Raw genomic sequence first — 21,875 nt, forward strand, 5'->3', positions numbered from 1 at the left:
TAGTTTATGTTTATTTATCTGTTATTTGTATCTTTATTTTCTATTTCCTTTGCATCATTTCCGGTAGCATCTGAATTTTTAGTATTTTCCTTTTGTCCAGCATCTGATGCTTTAGCTGTATCTGGCTTATCTTTATTAAGTTCTTTCTTAAAATAAGCTTCATACATGGACTTTGCTACAGGTGCTGTAAAACCTCCATGTCCACCATCAAATACAATAACCGCTACGGCGATTTTTGGATTATCTACTGGGGCAAATCCTATATAAACACCATAAGAGGTTCTTCCATAAGCATCTTGGCTATTGCTGAAGGTAGCTGATCCTGTTTTACCTGCTGTTCTAATAGGGAAATCTTTGAATACTGCTGCCGCAGTACCATCTGCCCCTGCATTAACCCTTGCCATTCCTTCCCTTACAGCTGCTAAATTTTCTTTACTTACATTAGTCTTTTCAACTATCTCTGGTTTAACTTTTTCTACTACATTACCATCCGCATCTTTTATTTCTTTTACTAAATGCAGCTTATATCTATCTCCTCCATTAGCTAGGGTACCTACAAAGTTAACTAATTGCAATGGAGTAAAGTTACTTATACCTTGGCCTATAGATGCATTATACATATTAGCACCTACACCTAATTGGAAGTTAGCGTCTGATATTGTTACATAGTATATAACATCTACAATCCTTTTTATTTGATCTTTATTTACATTTTTACCTTTATAAATAGGATCCTCATTAACTAATTCTGTAAGCATTTTTATATAATTATTAGAATCAAACTTTTTAGTTCCTTGTCTTATAGAATCCTGTATAGAATTTTTAATTTGTTTTTTTAAGTCTTTAACCTTGTCTGAATCCTTTTCGTTATCATACAAATTTATAGGTGTAAATTGATTTCCTCTTGCATCTTTCCCTGCTTTTAAAGTAGACATAGTTTGCCACAAATATTGAGTTGCGTAAACATTAGATAGAGTATAAGTATTAAATACTTGACCAAATCTTTCAGGAATTTCTATTCCTGTAGAAGCTTTTTCATCTGAATTTGGCGGAACACCTAAACCAAATTTCCAAGCATATTTTGCAAGTATATCATCACCAAAACTTTCTCTTAATAATTTACCTACTGTCATAAAATAAGGGTTACTAGAAACCTCTAATCCTCTATATAAATCAACGGAGCCATAGCCACCTACTGCGAATTTCTTTACAAACTTCTTTCCGTCATCAAAGACACCTGTATCACTTATGGAATATCCAGGAGTTATAACTCCTGATTCTAATCCCGCAATAGCTGTCATAGCTTTGAATGTAGATCCTGGGGGTACTACTGACATAGTAGCATAATTATAAAAAGGTTTCGGATATATATCATATAAATCTTGCCTAATAGTTTTATTATCTTTTATACTCTTATCTAAAGGAAATAGTTTTTCTAAAACCTCGTCTAAAGTATTTCCCGGATAATAACTCATTAAGCCTTTATTAAGTATATACTGTTTTCCAAACTCAGTTAAATCCGGATTAAAATATTGTTTATATAGCTCTGGGGTCAATCCTCCTGGAGTCGCAAATAAGTTAGGATCAAAACCTGGTCTACTTGCCAAAGCTAAAATTTCTCCTGTATTTACGTCTATTGCTACAGCAGCCCCTCTTGTAGCATTAGATGTATTAACATCTCCTCTTATAGGACTGTTTTGAAGATCTTTCATTACAGAATCCAGTGATTCTTCTGCAGCCTTCTGTATATTCGTATCTATGGTAAGTTGTATATTTTGGCCTGGATAAGGTTCTCTTCTTCCTAATTCTTCTATAACCCTTCCTGTTTTGTTAAGTTTAACAATTCTTCCACCTTTAGATCCCTTAAGTCTTTCTTCAAAAACTCCCTCTATTCCATCTATACCTATATAATCAGAACTTGGATCATATCCCTTTTCTTTATATTTCGCATTATCGCCACTTATTTTAGATATATAACCTAGCACTGATGATCCTACTTCTTTATATGGATAAACTCTTATAGGTTGAGTACTTACATCTATACCTGGTAAATCATTTAATTTTTGAAGAAATATAAAAGCTGTTTCTTTTTTTATATTACTTGCTACATCAACAGATTTATATCCTGAAAAACTCTGCATTTTTGCTGCATCTTTTACTATCATAAATCTTCTTTGCTGTTCTAGAGAATATTTCTTCGTATCTATTTTATATTGTTCTAATAAATATTTAAAGGTTTCTTCTGGAGTTATTTTTAATAACTCCTCATCTATTTTAGCTTTATCTTCTTTCGTTAATTCTTCTTTTTCTTTTTTATTTTTACCTGAAAATAATTTTTTTGTAACTACATCATCTAATCCTCTATCTTTTTTAAATCTTAACTCTGCTGCCCTTTTTGCCTCAGCTGTACTAGCTTTAAATTCAAATCTATAAGGATTAATTTTAAGCTCAAGATCATCCGTTTGTTTTTCTTTATATTGATCTAATATACTAAACACTTTTTCCATAGTAGAAAAAAAGCTTTCTTTATTTTCTGTTGTTTCATTATATATAAGCATGTAATTTTGCTTATTAGTAGCTAATACCGCTCCATTTCTATCTGTGATATTTCCTCTTGGAGCAGGATCTGGAATTTCTCTTATGGATCTATTATTTGCTTTTTCTTTGTACTCCTGTGAATTCATAAGTTGCAAATAAACAAGTCTAGATATAATTGCGGTAATTATAAATGCCATTACCAACATAAGACCACCAAATCTAGTAAATTTTTTATCTTTGTTTATCTTCATTGACTAAATCACCATTCCTTTAGAATTCCCACTTTTTATCCATATATTTTTTTCTACATAAATTATATACTAATTTATAAACTATAATTGTTATTACCCCATTATACATACTATTAAAAGCTATTACACTATAACTCATATTAATCTTTAAAAAATAAGCTATAGCCCATATGAAAATCCCTTTAAATATGCTTAATACAAACGAAGATATTACTGGTATTAATATTTTACTTTTTATTATATTTGTACCTATTTCAGCTGCTATTAAACAAACAAACATATTTATTAAAGAATTTATTCCAAATACATTGGCAAAGTATAAATCTTGAAGCATCCCTGCGAAAATGCCAATCCAAATAGCCTCCCATTTATCCTTTATTATAGAGTAACTTACTATAAAAACAAATAAAAGGCTAGGATATACTCCCTTTATTGCTATAAAAGGCATCAAAGAATTATCCAATATGCTAAGTAATATTAAAATAGCTCCTAATATTAATTTTTTTTTCATATGCATCACCTTAATATTTTACTTCTTCTTTATTTTTAGGTATTACTATAAATACTTCTTCTATTTTTCTTAAGTCTACATAAGGTTTAATTATAGCATTTTTCATTACTTTACCCTTATCTACTTCTACACTTGTAACTTCTCCTATTCTTATACCTTTAGGATACATACGTCCAAGACCAGAAGTTAAAATAATATCCTTTTCTTTTATCTTAGAATCCATTGGTAAAAAATATAATTTAGCTAAAATATTATTTTGGCTATCTTTAATTCCCTTTACAACACCACTATTTTCTTTAGTACTATCAACCATAGCACTAACAGCTAAATTTTCATTAGATAAGGATTGAACTTTAGCCCAACTTCCTCCTGTAGCTATTACTTGTCCTACTAAACCTTCGTTTGTTATTGCAATCATACCTTTAGCTACTCCATCATTCGACCCTTTATTTATGGTAAACTCATCTAAATAGTTACCGCCACTTTTACCAATTATATCCGCACCAACATAGTTATATTCTGAACGCTGATTTCTAAAATTAAGCATTTTTCTTAATCTTTCATTTTCATCCTTTAAAGACTTATACTCCACTAACTGACTTGCAAGCTTACTATTTTCAGATTTTAATTCTACATTTTCTTTTTTTACATCTGGTATGTTAAGAACAAAACCAATAGAATTTCTAACTTTTTTGTTTATTTTATAAAAAACTCCTTGAACCGGATTAACTACCGAACCTATACCACTTTCAACAAAAGATATCTTGCTTCTCTCCGCACTTTGTGTAATTAATATTAAAAAGGTAACTGACAGTACAATTATAGTTACTGTCAGTTTATTTTTAAAGAATTTCATAGTCTATTATTTTTTGCTATCTAATATTTTATCTATAGTATCTAATGCTTTACCAGCACCGACAGCTACACAATCAAGTGGAGATTCAGCAATGTGAACAGGCATATGAGTTTCTTCGTTTATAAGTTGGTCTAATCCTCTAAGTAAAGCACCGCCTCCTGCTAACATTATTCCTTTGTCCATTATATCAGATGCAAGTTCCGGTGGAGTTTTTTCTAATGTAGTTTTTATAGCTTCTATTATTGAAATAACTGGTTCACTTAAAGCTTCTCTAACTTCTTTTTCAGAAATAGTTATAACTTTTGGTAAGCCTGTAATCAAATCTCTACCTCTTATTTCCATTGTTTTATCTTCATCAGTTTCATAAGCCGAACCTAATTCTACTTTTATATTTTCAGCTGTTCTTTCACCAATCATCAAGCTATATTCTTTCTTTATGTAGTTTATTATAGACTGATCTAATTCGTCTCCAGCCACTCTTAAAGATTTGCTTGTTACTATACCACCTAATGATATAATAGCAACTTCTGTAGTTCCCCCACCTATGTCTACTATCATACTTCCTGTAGGTTCATTAACTGGAAGTCCTGCTCCAATAGCTGCTGCCATTGGCTCTTCCATAAGAACTACTTCTCTTGCTCCAGCTGACTTTGTTGCTTCATCAATAGCTCTTTTTTCTACCTCCGTAACTCCTGATGGGAAACAGACTACTATTCTTGGATTAGTGAATCCTCCCTTTGGACTTACTTTTTCTATAAATTTTTTAAGCATTATTTGAGTAACGTCAAAATCTGCTATTACTCCATCTTTTAATGGTCTAATAGCCACTATATTTCCTGGTGTTCTACCTATCATTTGTTTTGCTTCATCACCTACTGCAAGAACCTTATTTACATCTTTATTTATAGCTACAACAGAGGGTTCGCTTAAAACAACCCCTTTTCCCTTAATATATACTAGTGTATTTGCTGTACCTAAATCTATTCCCATATCTTTAGTTATACCAAACAATCTCATAAAAGTTTTACTCCTCTCTATTCCTTCGTTATATTGTACCTTTTTCTTTCATACTTACATACTTATTTTCACCAATTATTATATGATCTAATAAATCTATTCCTATTAATTTACCACATTCTTTTAATCTTAAAGTTATATTTATATCTTCTTTACTAGGGGTTGGATCCCCTGATGGATGATTATGACATATAATTATGGATGCACCATTTTTCTTTATAGCCTCACAGAATATTTCTCTTGGATGTACTATAGATGAATTAAGAGTTCCTATAAAAACATCTCTTATGTATGTAACTATATTCTTAGTATTTAAAATTAATATTTTTAATTTTTCTTGTTTTAAATACTTCATATCTTCCATAACTAAATTAGATACATCTAAAGGTGTATTTATCTTATATTCATTGCCAGATTTATAAGTTTTAAACCTTTTAGAAAGCTCTGATAATGCTAATATTTGAACTGCCTTTGTTACACCTATGCCTTTAATTTTAGTTAACTCTTCTATAGATTGATTAAAAAGCTGATCTAAGCCACCAGTTTCTTTAATCAAACTATTTGCAAGCATCATTATATTTTGATTCTTAGTACCAGTCCTTAAAATAACAGCTAAAAGTTCTGAATTTGAAAGAGTTTCTGGTCCATATCTTATAAGTCTTTCCTGTGGTCTTTCATTTTTAGGTAAATCCTTTATTTTAAAGTTATTGTCCATTTATACAACTCCTCTTAAAGATTTACCCCCATCTCCATTAACATAGAATTTAATTTATTTAAAGGTAACCCTACAACATTATAATAGCATCCATTTATGTTTTCAACAAAAACTCCTGCTTTTCCTTGAATGCCATATGCACCTGCTTTATCCATAGGATCTCCTGTATTTATATATTTTTCTATTTGACTTGAAGTTAGTTTTGAAAATTTAACTTTAGTACAAACAAAATCCTTTATTATTTTATTAGATTTAACATCTAATATGGCTAATCCAGAATAAACTTCATGCTCATTTCCACTTAAAGCCTGTAGCATTTCAAATGCATCTTTTTTATCTTTAGGTTTACCTAATATTCTATTGTTAAAAGCTACTATTGTATCGCATCCTATTATTAGATTATTATCTTGATCCATTATTTTTTTACTAACAGACCTAGCCTTTCCTTCTGCTAAATTCATTACATAAGACGGTATGTTATTTTTAAAAGGTATGCTACTTTCATCAAAATCACTTACTATAATCTGAAAATTCCCCAATATTCTTTTTAAAAGCTCTTGTCGTCTTTGAGATGCAGAAGCTAATATAATATTTTCCACTGATATCACTTCCTATTATTTCCTGTATAATATTATTGCCAATACTATACCCATTATAGTCATAATATTAATATCAAAATTTAAACCTATAGCTAAATTTAAGACTTTTAGGTCTAAATTCAGTGGTGAAGCAGTTCCTACTTTATATGCGGTTTTTAAAAAGGATAACTTAGTAAAGCTAGAACCTAATATTTCACCAGCAATGCTACCTAAAATAGCCCCTAATAGTATAAAAACTCCTAATAAACTTTTATTTTTATCTGGACTTTTCATAACAACCCCACCTTAAAATTATATCTAGTATAGTTTATCATTTAATAAAAACTTAAACAAGTCTCTAAAGAATTTTTTAAGCAAAAAATAAGCATCTGAAAAACAGATGCTATTTATTATTTATTTCTTTTAAAATGTTATAAATAAAAATATAACTTTTACTGGACTGATCTTTTGTCAAATCCTTTGGTAATTTATTTATATGTTCTTTTAAATTATTTAAAGTTTTTATATTAGAACTATCCTTTTCAACTTTATCTAATGAAGATACCCATTTTTTTATTTCTTCTGTCTTTACTGATTTAACATCCTTTTCTGATAATTTATTTACTATTTTAATATAAGCAGTAATAATTTCTGATATCTCTGCATCACATAAATCTTTTTTATTTATTACAAATGTCATTTTAGAATTATCTATTTTATTATCTGTTAATTTTTTCATCAGTTTTATACCTTCATCTTCTTCATATATCCCCAGAAAAACTCTAGTTTTACCATTATCTTCTATAGTGAATATATTACCATAAGGTTTTAAACTATTTAAAACTCCAGAAACATTCTCTTTTTTTGCATATATTCCTCTTTGTATAATTATGTAGTTTGAACTATTGCTTTTGTTATCTTTACTTCTAACTATATTAGTATTGTCTTTTGTAATAGTATTGCCCTTTTTTATATTACTAGGGGATACAAGATTAAATATCACAGTCCCTAATATAAAAGCTAAAACTAAAACTAATGTTATTATTAAAAAAAATGTAAAATTAGACTTATTTCTCTTTCTAATATCATATCGTGTGTATCTCATTTTCTCATCCCTCCCATAATTGTTAAATTGCTTTTTATAAATATATATTCTATATTTTCATAAATATAACTAATAAGAAAATTTCAAATAAAATATTATAGGTAAATAATTTATTTAAATAAATAAAAAAGCTGTGAGTTTACAATATTATAATACTCTAAACTCACAGCTTTTTAATTTAAAAACAAAACCTATATTTTATTAAATTCTATCCCAAATTATTTTCATATGTAATATTTAATTCTGTTTACATGCCTTAGCTTTTTTAATACTATTTCATTATTATTTATATTATCATATTTATTTTTTTCATATATTCGTGATATAGAAAAACCATTTTTCTTAAATATATTTATTAAATTCAAATTGTTATTATTAACAACTACATAAAAATCATCTATGCCATATTGTTTAAAAAAATATATTTCTAAATTATGAATTATATTATACCATTCTCTATCTTCTAATTTATATCGATTTTTGAAAAAATATAGGATCCAAATTTCATTTGGATTTTTAAATTCTGCTCTCCCCTTTATCAATCCAACTAAATAAGATCTATACATTATTTTAATAAAAAATTCACATTCACTTAAATAATATTCTATAAATGTGTCCTCTAATTCTTCTACCTTTGTTAAGGGATGGTAATCTACATTTACTTCATTTTCGTTAGATTTCATCATATAAAAAATATCTTCTATATTTTCTTTTTCTATATTAACTATTTCTATATCTTTATATTTTAATTTTATATCTAACATAATATCCCTCCCTTACTTTAATAAAGTTATTCTACAATTTACTAAAAAATCCTTTATATATTAAATGTAACATTTCATTTAATATATTTAACATATAAAGGCCCATCAGATAAATGGCCCTTTATATATTAAATCATACCTCATATACCCTTTTTCTACATATAAATGTATAAATATAAATTATTTTTTCTTTTTATATAAATTTATATTCTAAATTATCATTCTTATAATTTTAGGAAACTATTTATTAATACATCTTATTAATTTTTCCAATTTTTTCACATTTAACATAGTTATATAAGAAATTTAAATTAGAAAATTTATAAATTTAAAAATAAATATAAAATTTCATCAAATACTTAATTTTATTTTTTTATTCTATGTTATAATATATACGTATTATGTTGGTTTGGGGGTACAAATAATGAATATCTATCAAGTAAATACTTTTACTAACAAAGTTTTTTTAGGAAATTCTATTGGAGTATGTTTATTAAACGAGCCCGTAGAAAAGGATTACATGGAAAATGTAGCACTAGAACTTAACCTATCAGAAACCATTTTTTTATGTAAGGAAACTGATGGATATAAAACAAATATCTTTTCACCTAAAGGTGAATTGTGCTTATGTGTAAAATCTATTTTAGCTGCTTCTCATATTTTATGGCAAGAAGGTCTTATAGACGAAAAAGAACACATTAAATTTTATTGTAGGGAAGATGTTTTAGAAACAAAATTAAATACTGACTTTATAGAAATAAAAATTCCTTTAACTCTTGAAAAAAAATTATGTTTATTACATAACTTTTCTAAAGCTTTAAAAATAGAAGAAGATTTAACTATAGATTATTTAGAAAGCCTAAAAGAACAAAAAACTTATATAAAAGGAAACAGCAAATTTAAAATTAAATTAGAAGGTGAAAACATAATTTTATCTGGTTCCGCTATAACAGTTATTGTAGGGGACCTTATAATTTAATTATATTCACCCTGTAGTAAATAAAAAACTTCATCTACTAAAAAGATGAAGTTTTTTATTATTCCATAGCTATCAAATCTACTTTTATTACATTTTTAGTATTTTTTATTTCTTCAACTAATTCTTTTAGTCCTATACTCATTTGTGATATATCAAAGGTAATGCTTACATTTGCAGTGTTGTTTATAGGTATATCTTGATTTATGGTAAGTATATTCCCCTGATACTCTGCTATTCTATCCAATATTTTAGAAAGAGTTCCTCTTTCATGTCCTAGTAATAATCCTATAGTTGCCTTTTGACTTTTCACACCTTCAGATACAGAAAATACAAAGTCTTTATATTTATAATAAGTACTTCTACTAATTCCTACTGTTTTTACACCTTCTGTTATATCTTTTACTTTTCCATTAGCTAAAAGCTCTTTTACCTTCACAACCTTTTCAAAAATATCCGGAAGTATGCTATTATCTATAATTAAAAATTTATTAGGCATAAAAACTCCTCCCACAATCTTTTCTTAATAAATTAACTTTTATATGATTTATATAATTATATCATATATATTTTTTTTAATAAATAAAGTTCTAGATAAGATATTTCCATAACCTTATAGTATATATTTCTATATAATATAAAAAAAGAGAAGTATAAATACTTCTCTTTATCTCTTATTGTAGTATCCAAAATACCGTAGCTCCAATTTTGACACCTATCTTCCGATAGGTGGGTGTTCTCACAGATGTTTCTATCTCCCTAATGCCAATTATAGGTCTCATAATAAGGTTCATATCCATATCTAAATATTGAACTCCCGTACTTGTGATGTAGGTTCAAAATATAGAGCCTAGCGTATATCTCAGAATTTGTAATCTTTATTAATTTATTTTCTATATTTATTATAAACACTAATCTATAATTTTTCAATAGTTTTTTTATATTATTTAAACATAATATAAAATGTTTTTTATATTGTAAATTTATTACAAAATATAGGTATCTTTATTAGCTTTAAATAATAATTCTTCAAAGTTAATAAATTTTAAGCACATGGTGCAGGTGATGGGACTTGAACCCATACGTCCTTGAACACACGCCCCTCAAACGTGCCTGTCTGCCTATTCCAGCACACCTGCTAAATTTTGGTACATAAATTTTAATGTAACAAATAATTTATAGTTATATTATAATATTTTTATATTATTGTCAATGAACTTATTAAATTATTATTACTTAGCTTTTATATAAAAATCTATATATATTATATATAGCCCTTACCTTTTTTACATATTTGTCTGTTTCCTTAAAAGGTATATAATGAAGACTTTCACCGTCTTTTGAATGCTCTGAGTCCTTTAACCACTTCTGAACATTTCCTCTACCTCCATTATATGCAGCTAATACAAGATCCATATTACCATCGAATTCTTCTTTTAAATTATTTAAATACCAACATCCCATTTTTATATTAGTTTCTGGATCTTTTAAATCATTAATATCAAAATCTTTCATTCCCATTTTTTCTGCTACCCATTTTCCTGTCTCTGGAGTTATTTGCATAAGTCCCTGTGCATTTTTTTTAGAGGTAGCATCTTTTTTAAAATTACTTTCAGTTTTTATAACTGCTGCTACAAAGTAAGGATCTAATTTATGTTCATTAGCATACATATCTATATAATCTCTATATTTCATAGGGAAAATATATTTTGCTATAGTTGTTATATTTATTAATAAAATAATTGTTAATATTAAAATCAAAAGTCTTCTTAAAAACTTCACTTTTTTTTGCCCTAATATTAGAGCACTCCCCCTTTCTGCTTTGCTTTAATCATTACTTCCATAAAAATCTTATCTAGTTCTCCCTTTGTATTTTCTATATCTTTAGAATTATCTATTATATAATCTACAAACTTCTTCTTTTCTTCCATAGACATTTGAGCATTTATTCTGTTTATAACTTCCCCTGTAGTTAATCTATCTCTTTTTACAACCCTATTTATTTGTGTATTTTTATCCACCCAAACTAATATATTTATATCCATATATTTATATAACCCCTGTTCTATTAGTGTAGGAGCATCTAAAACACAAATTTGTTCTTTATTTTCTTCTAGTTCTTTTACTCTTCTAAAAGTTTCTTTTATTATATAAGGCATTATTATATTTTCATATTCTATTCTTTTATTTTTATTTCTGAATATATAACTACCAAATTCTCTTCTTTTTAAATCACCATTATCATCTAAAAATTCTTTACCGAAAACTTCTTTTACCTCTATTAAGATTTCTGGATATAATCTTAATACCTCTCGGCTTATTTTATCTTCATCTATTACTGGTACATTTTTTTCTCTTATCATTTCTGATATAGTACTTTTACCAGAACCTATACCTCCTGTAAGGCCAACTTTAAAAATACCTTGTAAACAATACATAAAACAACCCCTTACTTTGCTTCATACCAATTATTACCTATATTTATATCCACATCTAACCCAACCTTTAATTCTAAAACCTGCTCCATTTCTCTTTTTACTAAGGCTTTGATTTTTTCTAGTTCATCTTTATAAACATTTAATATTAATTCATCATGTACTTGCAATATTATACTACTTTTAAAATTATCTTCTTTTAATTTTCTATGAACATTTACCATAGCTAATTTTATTATATCTGCCGCACTTCCTTGTATTGGACTGTTCATAGCTAATCTTTCCCCTGCAGCTTTAACTATTTTATTTGAAGATTTAACCTCTTTTATATATCTTCTTCTATTTAATATTGTAGTTACATACCCCTTTTGGATAGCCTCTTCTACTATATTTTCTAAATAAATTTTTACATTAGGATATCTCTCCAAATAAGCATCTATATACTGCTTTGCCTCTTTTCTAGTTATATTTAAATCTTGAGATAGACTAAAATCTCCTATACCATAAACTATACCAAAATTAACAGCTTTAGCATTACTCCTCATAAGAGGGGTTACTTCATCTATTGGAACTTTAAACACTTCTGATGCAGTTTTAGTATGAATATCATCATGTTCATTAAAAGCACTTATCATATTTTTATCATTAGATATATGTGCCAATACTCTTAATTCTATTTGTGAATAATCCGCTGAAAGTATTACAGAATCCTCTGTATTTGGAATAAACACCTTTCTTATTTCTCTTCCCATTTCATATTTTATAGGTATATTTTGAAGATTAGGCTCTGTACTAGATAATCTTCCTGTAGCTGTAACAGTCTGATTAAAGTTTGAATGTATTTTCCCATCTTCATCTATAGCAGCTTTTAATCCTTCTATATAAGTAGAATATATTTTTGTTAACTGTCTATAATAAGTTATCTTATCTATTATTGGATGCTTATCTCTTAATTTATCCAGTACTTCTGCATTAGTAGAATATCCTGTCTTAGTTTTCTTTATAACGGGTAAATCTAATTTTTCAAAGAGTATTTTTCCTAACTGTTTAGGAGAATTTATATTAAATTCTTCCTCAGACATTGAATATATTTCTGACTGAGTGCTTTCTATTTCTCCTTTAAATTTTTTCTCTAGCTGTAAAAGTATATTTTTATCAACTTTAAAACCTTCTGTTTCCATAGCTGATAATGTTTCTGTAAGAGGTTGTTCTATCTTATATAACAATTCTTCTATATCTTGATCTTTTATTTTTTCTTCCAATACTTTGTATAATTTAGGCATTATATTAACTTCTTTTATTTTTAAATCTTCATCTTCTCTATTTATATTTTTAAATAAATATTCTGAAGCTAAACTAGATATTTCATATTCTTTCCTAACTGGATCTATTAGATATGCAGCTAAATTTATATCAAAATTTATACCATTAAACTCCATTCCTAGTTTTCTAAGCACAGTCCTTGGATTCTTGGAATCATAGGTAATTTTTTTAATTTCTTTACTTTCAAATATTTCTTTACACACTTCTATAAATTCTTCTTTAGTATTCTTTAGCAAAGTTTCAAAGTCTATTCTATAAACTTCATCTTTAAAACTAACATATAATATTTTTATTCTAGATTTAGAAAATAAAACTATATCCTCTAATTCAAAATATAGATATAATTTATTTTCTTTATATTCTATTATATTATCTTTTAAACCTTTAAATTCTTCTATAGAAACTATATTTTTATAAGAAATTTCCTCTTCTACAGTTTCTTCCTCATTACTTTTACCTACTTTATTCATTAAAGATTTAAATTCTAATCTTTGAAACAGTTCTCTAACTTTGTTTATATTATATTCTTCCTTTGATTTTATCTCTTCTAAACTTATTTCAATAGGAACGTTACACATAATAGTAGCTAATTTCTTACTAAATATAGCCTGTTCTCTATATTCATGTAAATTTTCTTTTAATTTCTTTCCTCTTATGTTTTCTATATTTTCAAGTACTGTTTCTATACTTTTATATTCCTTTATAAGCTTGAAGGCAGTTTTTTCACCTATTCCAGGTACTCCAGGTATATTGTCAGAGCTATCTCCCATAAGACCTTTTACATCTATAAATTCTTTAGGAGTAACTCCAAACTCCTCTATCATTCTATTTTTATCATAAATTTCTTTTTCTGTAATCCCCTTTTTAGTTATAACTACTTTTACATTATCCGTAGCCAATTGTAGAGCATCTTTATCTCCTGTAACTATGTAAACTTCTATTCCTTTTTTCTCTGCGAACACAGACAAAGTTCCTATTAAATCATCTGCTTCAAATCCATCAATTTCAAATATACTTATAGCCAATGCGGATAAAAGTTCCTTTACTATAGGAAACTGCTGAGCAAGTTCCTCTGGCATTTTTTTTCTACCTGCTTTATAATCCTTATATTCTTCATGTCTAAAGGTAGGTGCCTTTCTATCAAAAGCTGCTACTATATAATCTGGTTTTATCTCTTCTTTCATTTTTAAAAGCATATTTACAAAACCATATATAGCATTAGTATGAATTCCCTCTTCAGTCATAAGATCAGGAAGTGCATAAAAAGCTCTATTTAATAAACTATTACTGTCTAATATTAATAATCTTTCTTTATTCATAAATGAACCTCCAAATTTTACATTTCTCTTATATATTTTTTTAGCGTGTTGAAATCATCACAAGGATATGTGCTTAAAATCTCTTTTAATATTTCAAAGGCACATACATTTTCCAAAACTATAGAAGCTGGAACAACACCACAAACATCAGATCTTTCATATCTATTTTCTACATTGATTTTTTCTTTTAAATTAATAGTTTTTATAGGTTTTTTTATAGATGGTATTGGTTTCATATAAGCCTTTATTATTATGTCCTCACCATTAGATACTCCAGCTTCAATTCCTCCAGCATTATTGCTTTTTCTTTTTATATTATTTTCATCATAATATATTTCATCATTAAATGTACTACCTCTTTTATTTAAATCTAAACCTTCCCCAAACTCTATTGCCTTTATTCCCTGCACAGACATAATAGAATAACTTAATAGGGCATCGAGTTTTCTATCCCATTGAGTATAACTTCCTATACCTACTGGCATACCTTTTACGGATATATATATACTTCCACCTATAGTGTCTCCTTCTTTTTTACAGTTATCTATTTCATCCATCATATTTTTTTCTGCTTTTTTATTGTAACATCTTAGAAGACTATCTTCTATTTCTCTATATACATCATTATCATATATATCTACGTTTTCATCAAATATTTCTCCTATACTTTGGATTTTACTTCTTATATCTATACCTAATAATTTCAATATATATTTACACATAGCACCTACGGCTGTTCTAATAGCTGTTTCTCTAGCTGAGGTTCTCTCTATTACATTTCTTATATCTCCTGTATTATATTTAATGTGTCCAACTAAATCTCCATGCCCTGGTCTAGGAACAAAAATTTTATCTTTATCTTCTGCTTTTTTATTTATAAGTTCTTTCCAATTTTCATAGTCTTTATTATAAATAATTAAAGTTATAGGATTTCCTGTGGTCTTATTCTCTCTAATGCCAGACCATATTTCCACTTTATCCTTTTCTATTGCCATTCTTATCCCTCTACCATAGCCAGTTTGTCTTCTTTTTAGTTCATTATTTATAAAATCTATATCTATATCAATATTTGATGGTATACCTTCTATTATAGCCGTTAATGCCTTTCCATGAGATTCTCCTGCATCTAAAAATCTAAGCATATTATCACTTCCCCTATATTTTAAACTATAACTATTATACACTAAATTAATAACGTATTTTACTAATACTTAAAAGATTATTTGAAACAATGTTATTTTTAACATTTAGTATAGAAATTTAATATAAGATACTAATTTAGTTAGTATCTTATATATTTAGAATATATGTACCCACCATGTGGAGGATAATATACATGCATCCATTCCCCTTCCTTGCGATATAATTGTACTTTGGCTCCATTGGGAAGAGTTCCTAGTATTCTACTTGATGTAGACTTCCCATCTCTAACATTTACACCACTTGGAGTATATATATTACCTGTTTTCCCATCTAAATTTATCCACCCTGTACTTGTATTTTCTTCAACTGGCTTAGATGACACATTTAATGATGTGCCTAACACTCCATTTACTATTGCTTTAGCAATTCCATTCATTCCATATTTATTAAGTATAGCCATATCTCCTGCACTGTCTATAAAGCATACCTCTACATAAATTGTTTTAGCTTTAGTTCTTTTGGTTAATGCTAAAGGCTGATCTTTAATCCCCCTATTTCTAAAGCCTAGTTTATTTAATTCTTTTAATACTCTATCCGCTTCTATTAAATACTTACCATTATAAGTATATACTTCTGATCCATATCCACCTATCGTAGTATTAAAATGTATACAAATATTAAAATCTGCATTTACTGAATTACATAAAGCTACTTGTTTATTTAAACTTTCTTGTAATGTAGATGCATAATCAACTCTACATATACTAGTACTATGGCCTCTACCTCTTAGTTCTTTATCTATTTCATTTACCAATTGTCTTGTTAAGACTTCTTCTTTTAATCCATTTATTCCTCTAGTTCCTACATCTCCACCACTTAATGTATGTCCTGGATTTAAGTTAAATAACATATTAAAATTACCCCCTGTGTTTTTATTGTATTTTATAACTAAATAATAATAATAATTTCTATAATCATTTGTATAACTGAATTGAAAATAAAAAATTTTCATGAAAATTTATAGCTAATATTTTTCATAATAATAATAAAAAGAGCAGGCTTTACTCCTGCTCTTTACTTTCCTTAACTGCTTGTCTAGCTGAACTTTGACCAAAATAAAATCCTATTATTAAAGTAAATACAGAAAGAAATTCTGTACTTGATAAGCTCCCCTTAATACTTAAATAACAAAATACTATAGTAGTTACCAATGCTATAATCTTTTTTATTTGTAAAAACTCCAATGTACTTCACTTCACTTTCTATTTGAAAATCCCATACTGAACTGCATAAAAAAAGAAGCTTACTAAGGCTCCTACTGATAATCCTATATACCATTTTAAAACAGATACAAGTTGCTTTAATTGATCACAAAGATTCTCAATTTTAGTATCTATCTTTGATTGATTTTGTTCTATCTTATCAATTCTTTTTCCATGATTATTAAGTCTAATATCATGTACATCAATTTTTTCTTCTAATCTTTTATGTTTTTCTTCACAAACTTTTAACTCCACATTATACCTCCATTAAATAAAATGCATCTTTTGTATATACTTTTACTCTACATCCTATCTTATATTACAAAAATTATAGAAATATAATTACTATATTCATTTAATTTTTCCAATAAAAAAAGACCCATTATGGTCATCTAACTATTATAATATTTATTTTTCTTTCAACATTCTAATATCAAACTCATCATCGCATAAATCTAATATTCTATAATCATTACAATTGTATTTAATAGATTTATTGTTTTCATCTATGTCAACTAATTCTATATTATCTCTAACTTCATTTATATCTAACTCAAAATCAGTTTTCCATATTCCATTTTCATTTTTGCTCATAGGAAATTCTTTGTTATTCAGACTTTGAGTAATTGTATTTATATCATCTAAACCATATTTATGATACCAATTTTGTAATTGAGTATTGTCTATAGGTTGTCCAATGTTATAAAAATTAGATTTTATTAAATAATAATCATTGTTTTGTTTGATTAAAAATTTATTATTTAATTTATTTTTTCTAATATAATAATATCCATCGGTGTGAGCCCCATCTTTAGGATATTGGTTTTCATCACCTATAACTTTTTCTAACAATATATTAGGAATGATTTTTGATGCAACAGCATATTCTTCAAAATTACAACAAGGGTACCCCCACTTATGTGGATCCCCTTTATATCTAATTACTATTTTACATATAAAAACAATATCTTTTAACTCTTTATAATTTGACGTAATATCGCTACGGTTAAATCTATCTGAATAAACAACATCGGAAACACTTAAATTCTTTGCATTATAACCTCCAATTGAATTTAGTAATCTAAACCCGTTTTCTTCTTCAAACTTATATTTTAGAAATATTTCCCACCTGTCATAGCTGGCTAGATGTTCTGTTAAGCCAATATAAGTTTCAGTTGGTTTATCATATCTTAAAGAATATTTATAGAACAAATACTTCACTTCTTTTTCCTCCAATCCTCACAATAAATTCTATCCTGTCCTTTATATATTTTGTTTCGATGTTAGCCTCACAATGTTCTATACCAATCCTATAATTTTTTAAATAATATATTACATATCTCATTATTATTCCTTCATAAAAACTTCAAATTTACCATCATTAATATTCTTTATTTCATCAGGAATATTACACTTAGTAAATCCATATTTAATATACTTCTCATTATTTTCTTCGACCAATTGAATATCGTCTTCAACATTCTTCATATCTAATTCAGAATCTGTCTCCCAGATATCATTTTTATCTTTATACATATGAACCTTTTTACCATCAAATTCTCTAGTAATTAAGGATAAGTCCTGAAAACCATATTTATCAAGTAGATTATTTAAATCATTTTTAGTATTTATTTTACCTAAATCAATATATTCATTATCTATTGTATAATAATTATCATTTTGTTTTATTAAGAATTTCTTAGTGGTTGTATCTTTAGGGTTATTATCTTCGGTATTAGAATCTCTTGAGTCATTACCTTCTGAATCTTCGTTATCAGAGTTGAGAACTTCAAGAACTGGTCGCCAACCCACGCCATTACCAATATAAAAGCCATCATAATCGTCATTGAAATATCGGGCAGATTTGAAACCTCTAACAACACGGTATTTAGAATTTTTCTTATATATTTCTTTACACCAGTTATAACTTCCCCACCAATTCCATAATTTATTATGTTCTCCATCTAATGATTTATAGGTATCGTCTATACAATCTAAATCATTAGAATTAGGTTTAGGTATACCTTTTATACTATCTTCATTACATATGAATCTATCCCATTCATTATTAGTAGGAGTACAGCCTGCAGAATAACGTCTATTATCATCTCTACAATCATTACCACCACTAAGTAATCTACAAAGATATTTTTGTCCATCAATGGTTATCTTCGTACCATCTACATATCCACCACTATTTAATTCATCACAATTAATAGAATTTAAAACAATCCTATCACAAATTAATAATGTTTTATCCCCATCTTTAATTTTTACCCATTTTAATTTTTTATTATCATGTGAAGAAGTATCACCTATGGTCCAATCACTTATATTACCTGAAAATTTAGGTGTGTCTCCTTCACCTCTTTTCGATAAAGCATTTGGATAAGTACCTGATTGCCAAGGTCTAGTTGGTAAAGGTAATTCTTCTCCTCTATGATAAAATGTACCTAATTTAACTGTTCCTAAAAATTCTGCCATTTGAATCACTCCTTTAATCTTTATAAAAAAAACACCCATTACTGAGTGTTTTTTCTTCAAATTTAATTTTTTATTAACTCTTTCTTTCAGTCCTAATATTTTTTATAAATCTTTATATGCACAAACATTGTATTCAGTTAAGATTTCTTCATCCATAAAAATATTTTAAAAACTATTTTAATATTTTCCATTATTTTATTTATAATTGTCTTGGTAGGCGTGGTACTTTCAATATTCCCTTTACTATAGTTCCATTATTTAGCTTAATATTTATTAAATAATCACCTGATATCATAGGTGTTCCCTTTAAACACTTCTTATCAAATATCATTCCTTGTGGTAATCCTTTTATATCCTCTATTATATTTTTATCAAATCCGAGATGGTATTCTATATAAGAATATTTCTGTGCCACTATTCTGAAATCTTTAATTTTGCCTTCAGCATTTGTTTTTTCTTCATTACACTTTAAAATATTTCCTGAATAAGGAACATAATATTTAATCATAATATCACTACTTTTAATTACTATATTATTATCTTTAGCAACTATTTTATTATTAATGTTTTTAATCATGATATTATTATTTTTAATAACTACTTCCTTATTAACATTCTTATGAACATAAGTCGATACTTCTACATACTTTATATTTAATTTTTTAAAAAATAACATGCCTTTATCATTATTATTAACATAGCATGTTGCTTTATTTAAAAAATTTTTTATACTATATAAATTTTTATTATATATATATACTGATCTTTCTCTTTTTCTATCTTCATTATCTAACAAAAAAGGGGCAGGCATTTGAACTGTGCTCTTTACTATTCTAGTGCTATCGCTTTGTATTATTTTATTATACAAATTTTTATTATATATATATACTACTCTTTTTCTTTTATTATCATCGTTCGTTAACATCAAAAGCTCAGGCATATGAACTATATTCTTTACTACTCTAGTGTTATCGATTTGTATTATCTTTATATTATCTTTTTCAGAGTTACGATTTGTATTGTTTAAAAACATATAAATTTCATCCTATTTTTAAGGTGCCATTTCTGCATCTATTGTTATAGCGCCATCACCTTTTATAGTAATCGGAATACGTTTTTTGCCTGTTTCCAATGTGGTATCAATTATTATATTATCGCTATTATTTGAGAATACTGCTTCTCCTTTTATAGTAAGTTTTAACTTTGATGCTATATTTTCATTTAAATAGTTCTTAGATTCTATAGATATATATGTTTCTATATCTTTTCCTTCATAATTATAGTTTTCAAATTCGTATTCAATATTAACATGTATTGGTACAAATGGAGAATACATTTCTACCTCACCTAATTTATTAACTATCCAAATATTCTCCGCTAAATCTGCGCCTATATATTGAGGTCTATTATTTAAAACATTTGTTATAACAAACTTATCTTTTTCAAAATTCAACAAATAACATTTTTCATCAGAAGCTCCTACTAAAAATGTATTATTCCTAACTCCTATGAAGCCTCTAAAATAATCCTTTATGTTAAGAAAACTTTTATAGGTAATATCTTTTGTTGTTTTATCAATTTCAAAAGTATAAATTCCATAATACGATATATTATTCGAAGTAGAACTAACCTTTTCATAAATTGCGATATTTAAATATGATTTATTATCCATAGTAGTAATAAATGGTTCATAATGTGTATTCATACCATCTACATTAATAATAGGCTGTGTTATAAGCTGTTCCCCATCTCCCATTTTATAAGTTTTTATTGTACAAATATCTTTAATATCATTCTTTGTCATATCAAAATAATATCTAACTATTTGCATTTTATGAGATTTAGAATCTTGAAATACTGAAAACATATAAAAATCCAAATTAGAATTTGATAACAAATTAGAATAACTAACACTATAATATTTTTGATCATTCATTACTGGCAAAGGTAAGCTTTCTACTTTATTTGTTATTTTATTATACCTTTTTATATAATGAGATCCTTTATCATTAGTTTGTCCATAATATATATATTCTTCAGTCTCTTTTATTGGAGTTAGCCAAGAATTTGATGTAATGGTATCTATTGTGACAATAGCCAATGTTTCCTTGTCCATTTTATATAAAAAATCATTGTAATTACTGGTTGAGTAAGTACCACTACTTAACACATATATATAGTTTTTATCTTGTCCAACATAAGAATTTATTATATGGTGATTGCCACCTGATAAAGCACCAAAATTAAGATACTTTAAAATATCAACTTTACCATTATATTCTCTTATTTTTAGAATTGTTTTTGTACCATTATTATAATGTGTAGTAAATATATAACTTATAGTTGGATCGTATCTATCATTTATTATACTATTTCTCATTGTTTTATAATGATTAAAATAACTATTATTGAGCAAAAGATTTTTATCCATCCCTAAACATAACCTACACCCATATGCTGGAAATGTCTGCAATGCTTTGGGAGTCATTGTCTTTTTATCATAATATATACCATTTATTATATAACCTAATGGTGTTTCAACTACCCTTTGTACTTCTCCACTTATATAATCTGAATTAAGAATTTTTGCCATAATTT

At 26.9% G+C, this 21,875-nt stretch carries 22 protein-coding genes, 1 tRNA gene and 1 other RNA gene; 1 reads left to right on the forward strand and 23 read right to left on the reverse strand.

All coding sequences use genetic code 11. The features are described from left to right. Positions 1 to 14 precede the first annotated feature (14 nt). The 9 genes from ACYUDJ_RS14795 to ACYUDJ_RS14835 all read right to left on the reverse strand — a co-directional run bounded on the left by ACYUDJ_RS14795 (position 15) and on the right by ACYUDJ_RS14835 (position 8,335). Positions 15 to 2,789, reverse strand: a complete 2,775-nt coding sequence (locus ACYUDJ_RS14795; RefSeq protein ID WP_043032250.1) for a penicillin-binding transpeptidase domain-containing protein — start codon at positions 2,787 to 2,789, stop codon at positions 15 to 17. Between the two features lie 19 nt (positions 2,790 to 2,808). Further along, the gene (mreD, locus tag ACYUDJ_RS14800; RefSeq protein ID WP_043032251.1) at positions 2,809 to 3,300 is read right to left on the reverse strand and encodes a rod shape-determining protein MreD; all 492 of its coding nucleotides are present in this window, start codon (positions 3,298 to 3,300) and stop codon (positions 2,809 to 2,811) included. A 10-nt stretch (positions 3,301 to 3,310) separates the two neighbouring features. Further along, on the reverse strand, positions 3,311 to 4,156 hold the full coding sequence (gene mreC, locus ACYUDJ_RS14805; protein ID WP_043032252.1) for a rod shape-determining protein MreC: 846 nt from the start codon (positions 4,154 to 4,156) through the stop codon (positions 3,311 to 3,313). Positions 4,157 to 4,162: 6 nt separating this feature from the next. Then, on the reverse strand, positions 4,163 to 5,173 hold the full coding sequence (locus ACYUDJ_RS14810) for a rod shape-determining protein (RefSeq protein ID WP_003483886.1): 1,011 nt from the start codon (positions 5,171 to 5,173) through the stop codon (positions 4,163 to 4,165). 28 nt (positions 5,174 to 5,201) lie between these two features. After that, positions 5,202 to 5,888 (reverse strand): RadC family protein, encoded by a 687-nt coding sequence (gene radC, locus ACYUDJ_RS14815; protein ID WP_043032253.1) that lies wholly within the window; start codon positions 5,886 to 5,888, stop codon positions 5,202 to 5,204. 14 nt (positions 5,889 to 5,902) lie between these two features. Then, positions 5,903 to 6,487, reverse strand: a complete 585-nt coding sequence (locus ACYUDJ_RS14820; RefSeq protein ID WP_043032254.1) for a Maf-like protein — start codon at positions 6,485 to 6,487, stop codon at positions 5,903 to 5,905. Positions 6,488 to 6,502: 15 nt separating this feature from the next. Continuing rightward, entirely contained in the window at positions 6,503 to 6,760 is a 258-nt protein-coding gene (locus ACYUDJ_RS14825; protein WP_003483881.1) for a DUF4321 domain-containing protein, read from the reverse strand. Positions 6,761 to 6,869: 109 nt separating this feature from the next. Further along, positions 6,870 to 7,571, reverse strand: coding sequence for a hypothetical protein (locus ACYUDJ_RS14830; RefSeq protein WP_043032255.1), 702 nt, complete (start codon positions 7,569 to 7,571; stop codon positions 6,870 to 6,872). 224 nt (positions 7,572 to 7,795) lie between these two features. Then, positions 7,796 to 8,335: a GNAT family N-acetyltransferase gene (locus ACYUDJ_RS14835; RefSeq protein ID WP_043032256.1), complete on the reverse strand. Its 540-nt coding sequence runs from the start codon at positions 8,333 to 8,335 to the stop codon at positions 7,796 to 7,798. 424 nt (positions 8,336 to 8,759) lie between these two features. Between ACYUDJ_RS14835 and ACYUDJ_RS14840 the strand changes: the two genes are divergently transcribed. After that, entirely contained in the window at positions 8,760 to 9,314 is a 555-nt protein-coding gene (locus tag ACYUDJ_RS14840; protein ID WP_003483877.1) for a PhzF family phenazine biosynthesis protein, read from the forward strand. 58 nt (positions 9,315 to 9,372) lie between these two features. On the opposite strand, the gene ACYUDJ_RS14845 is transcribed toward ACYUDJ_RS14840, so the two are convergent. The 14 genes from ACYUDJ_RS14845 to ACYUDJ_RS14910 all read right to left on the reverse strand — a co-directional run bounded on the left by ACYUDJ_RS14845 (position 9,373) and on the right by ACYUDJ_RS14910 (position 21,870). After that, positions 9,373 to 9,810 carry an ACT domain-containing protein gene (locus ACYUDJ_RS14845; protein ID WP_003357848.1) on the reverse strand — a complete coding sequence of 146 codons (438 nt, stop codon included), beginning with the start codon at positions 9,808 to 9,810 and terminating at the stop codon, positions 9,373 to 9,375. A gap of 180 nt (positions 9,811 to 9,990) precedes the next feature. After that, positions 9,991 to 10,183, reverse strand: a non-coding RNA gene (gene ssrS / locus ACYUDJ_RS14850) — 6S RNA. 182 nt (positions 10,184 to 10,365) lie between these two features. Next, positions 10,366 to 10,450 (reverse strand) — tRNA-Leu (locus tag ACYUDJ_RS14855). 97 nt (positions 10,451 to 10,547) lie between these two features. Beyond that, the gene (locus tag ACYUDJ_RS14860; RefSeq protein ID WP_043032257.1) at positions 10,548 to 11,093 is read right to left on the reverse strand and encodes a lytic transglycosylase domain-containing protein; all 546 of its coding nucleotides are present in this window, start codon (positions 11,091 to 11,093) and stop codon (positions 10,548 to 10,550) included. Between the two features lie 17 nt (positions 11,094 to 11,110). Then, positions 11,111 to 11,749: a dephospho-CoA kinase gene (gene coaE / locus ACYUDJ_RS14865; RefSeq protein WP_043032258.1), complete on the reverse strand. Its 639-nt coding sequence runs from the start codon at positions 11,747 to 11,749 to the stop codon at positions 11,111 to 11,113. Positions 11,750 to 11,760: 11 nt separating this feature from the next. Further along, on the reverse strand, positions 11,761 to 14,388 hold the full coding sequence (gene polA, locus ACYUDJ_RS14870; protein ID WP_003483867.1) for a DNA polymerase I: 2,628 nt from the start codon (positions 14,386 to 14,388) through the stop codon (positions 11,761 to 11,763). A gap of 17 nt (positions 14,389 to 14,405) precedes the next feature. Continuing rightward, positions 14,406 to 15,530 carry a chorismate synthase gene (aroC, locus tag ACYUDJ_RS14875; protein WP_043032259.1) on the reverse strand — a complete coding sequence of 375 codons (1,125 nt, stop codon included), beginning with the start codon at positions 15,528 to 15,530 and terminating at the stop codon, positions 14,406 to 14,408. Between the two features lie 140 nt (positions 15,531 to 15,670). Then, positions 15,671 to 16,441 (reverse strand): N-acetylmuramoyl-L-alanine amidase, encoded by a 771-nt coding sequence (locus ACYUDJ_RS14880; RefSeq protein WP_043032260.1) that lies wholly within the window; start codon positions 16,439 to 16,441, stop codon positions 15,671 to 15,673. 151 nt (positions 16,442 to 16,592) lie between these two features. After that, entirely contained in the window at positions 16,593 to 16,775 is a 183-nt protein-coding gene (locus ACYUDJ_RS14885) for a hypothetical protein (RefSeq protein ID WP_043032261.1), read from the reverse strand. A gap of 18 nt (positions 16,776 to 16,793) precedes the next feature. Next, positions 16,794 to 17,048 carry a hemolysin XhlA family protein gene (locus tag ACYUDJ_RS14890; RefSeq protein ID WP_043032262.1) on the reverse strand — a complete coding sequence of 85 codons (255 nt, stop codon included), beginning with the start codon at positions 17,046 to 17,048 and terminating at the stop codon, positions 16,794 to 16,796. A gap of 153 nt (positions 17,049 to 17,201) precedes the next feature. Beyond that, positions 17,202 to 18,014, reverse strand: coding sequence for a hypothetical protein (locus ACYUDJ_RS14895; RefSeq protein WP_242867260.1), 813 nt, complete (start codon positions 18,012 to 18,014; stop codon positions 17,202 to 17,204). 126 nt (positions 18,015 to 18,140) lie between these two features. Next, positions 18,141 to 19,277, reverse strand: coding sequence for a hypothetical protein (locus ACYUDJ_RS14900; protein WP_052500391.1), 1,137 nt, complete (start codon positions 19,275 to 19,277; stop codon positions 18,141 to 18,143). Positions 19,278 to 19,476: 199 nt separating this feature from the next. Then, positions 19,477 to 20,310: a hypothetical protein gene (locus ACYUDJ_RS14905; RefSeq protein WP_043032263.1), complete on the reverse strand. Its 834-nt coding sequence runs from the start codon at positions 20,308 to 20,310 to the stop codon at positions 19,477 to 19,479. 18 nt (positions 20,311 to 20,328) lie between these two features. Then, the gene (locus tag ACYUDJ_RS14910) at positions 20,329 to 21,870 is read right to left on the reverse strand and encodes a hypothetical protein (protein ID WP_043032264.1); all 1,542 of its coding nucleotides are present in this window, start codon (positions 21,868 to 21,870) and stop codon (positions 20,329 to 20,331) included. Between the last annotated feature and the right edge of the window lie 5 nt (positions 21,871 to 21,875).

This window comes from Clostridium sp. CTA-6 (assembly GCF_054768115.1).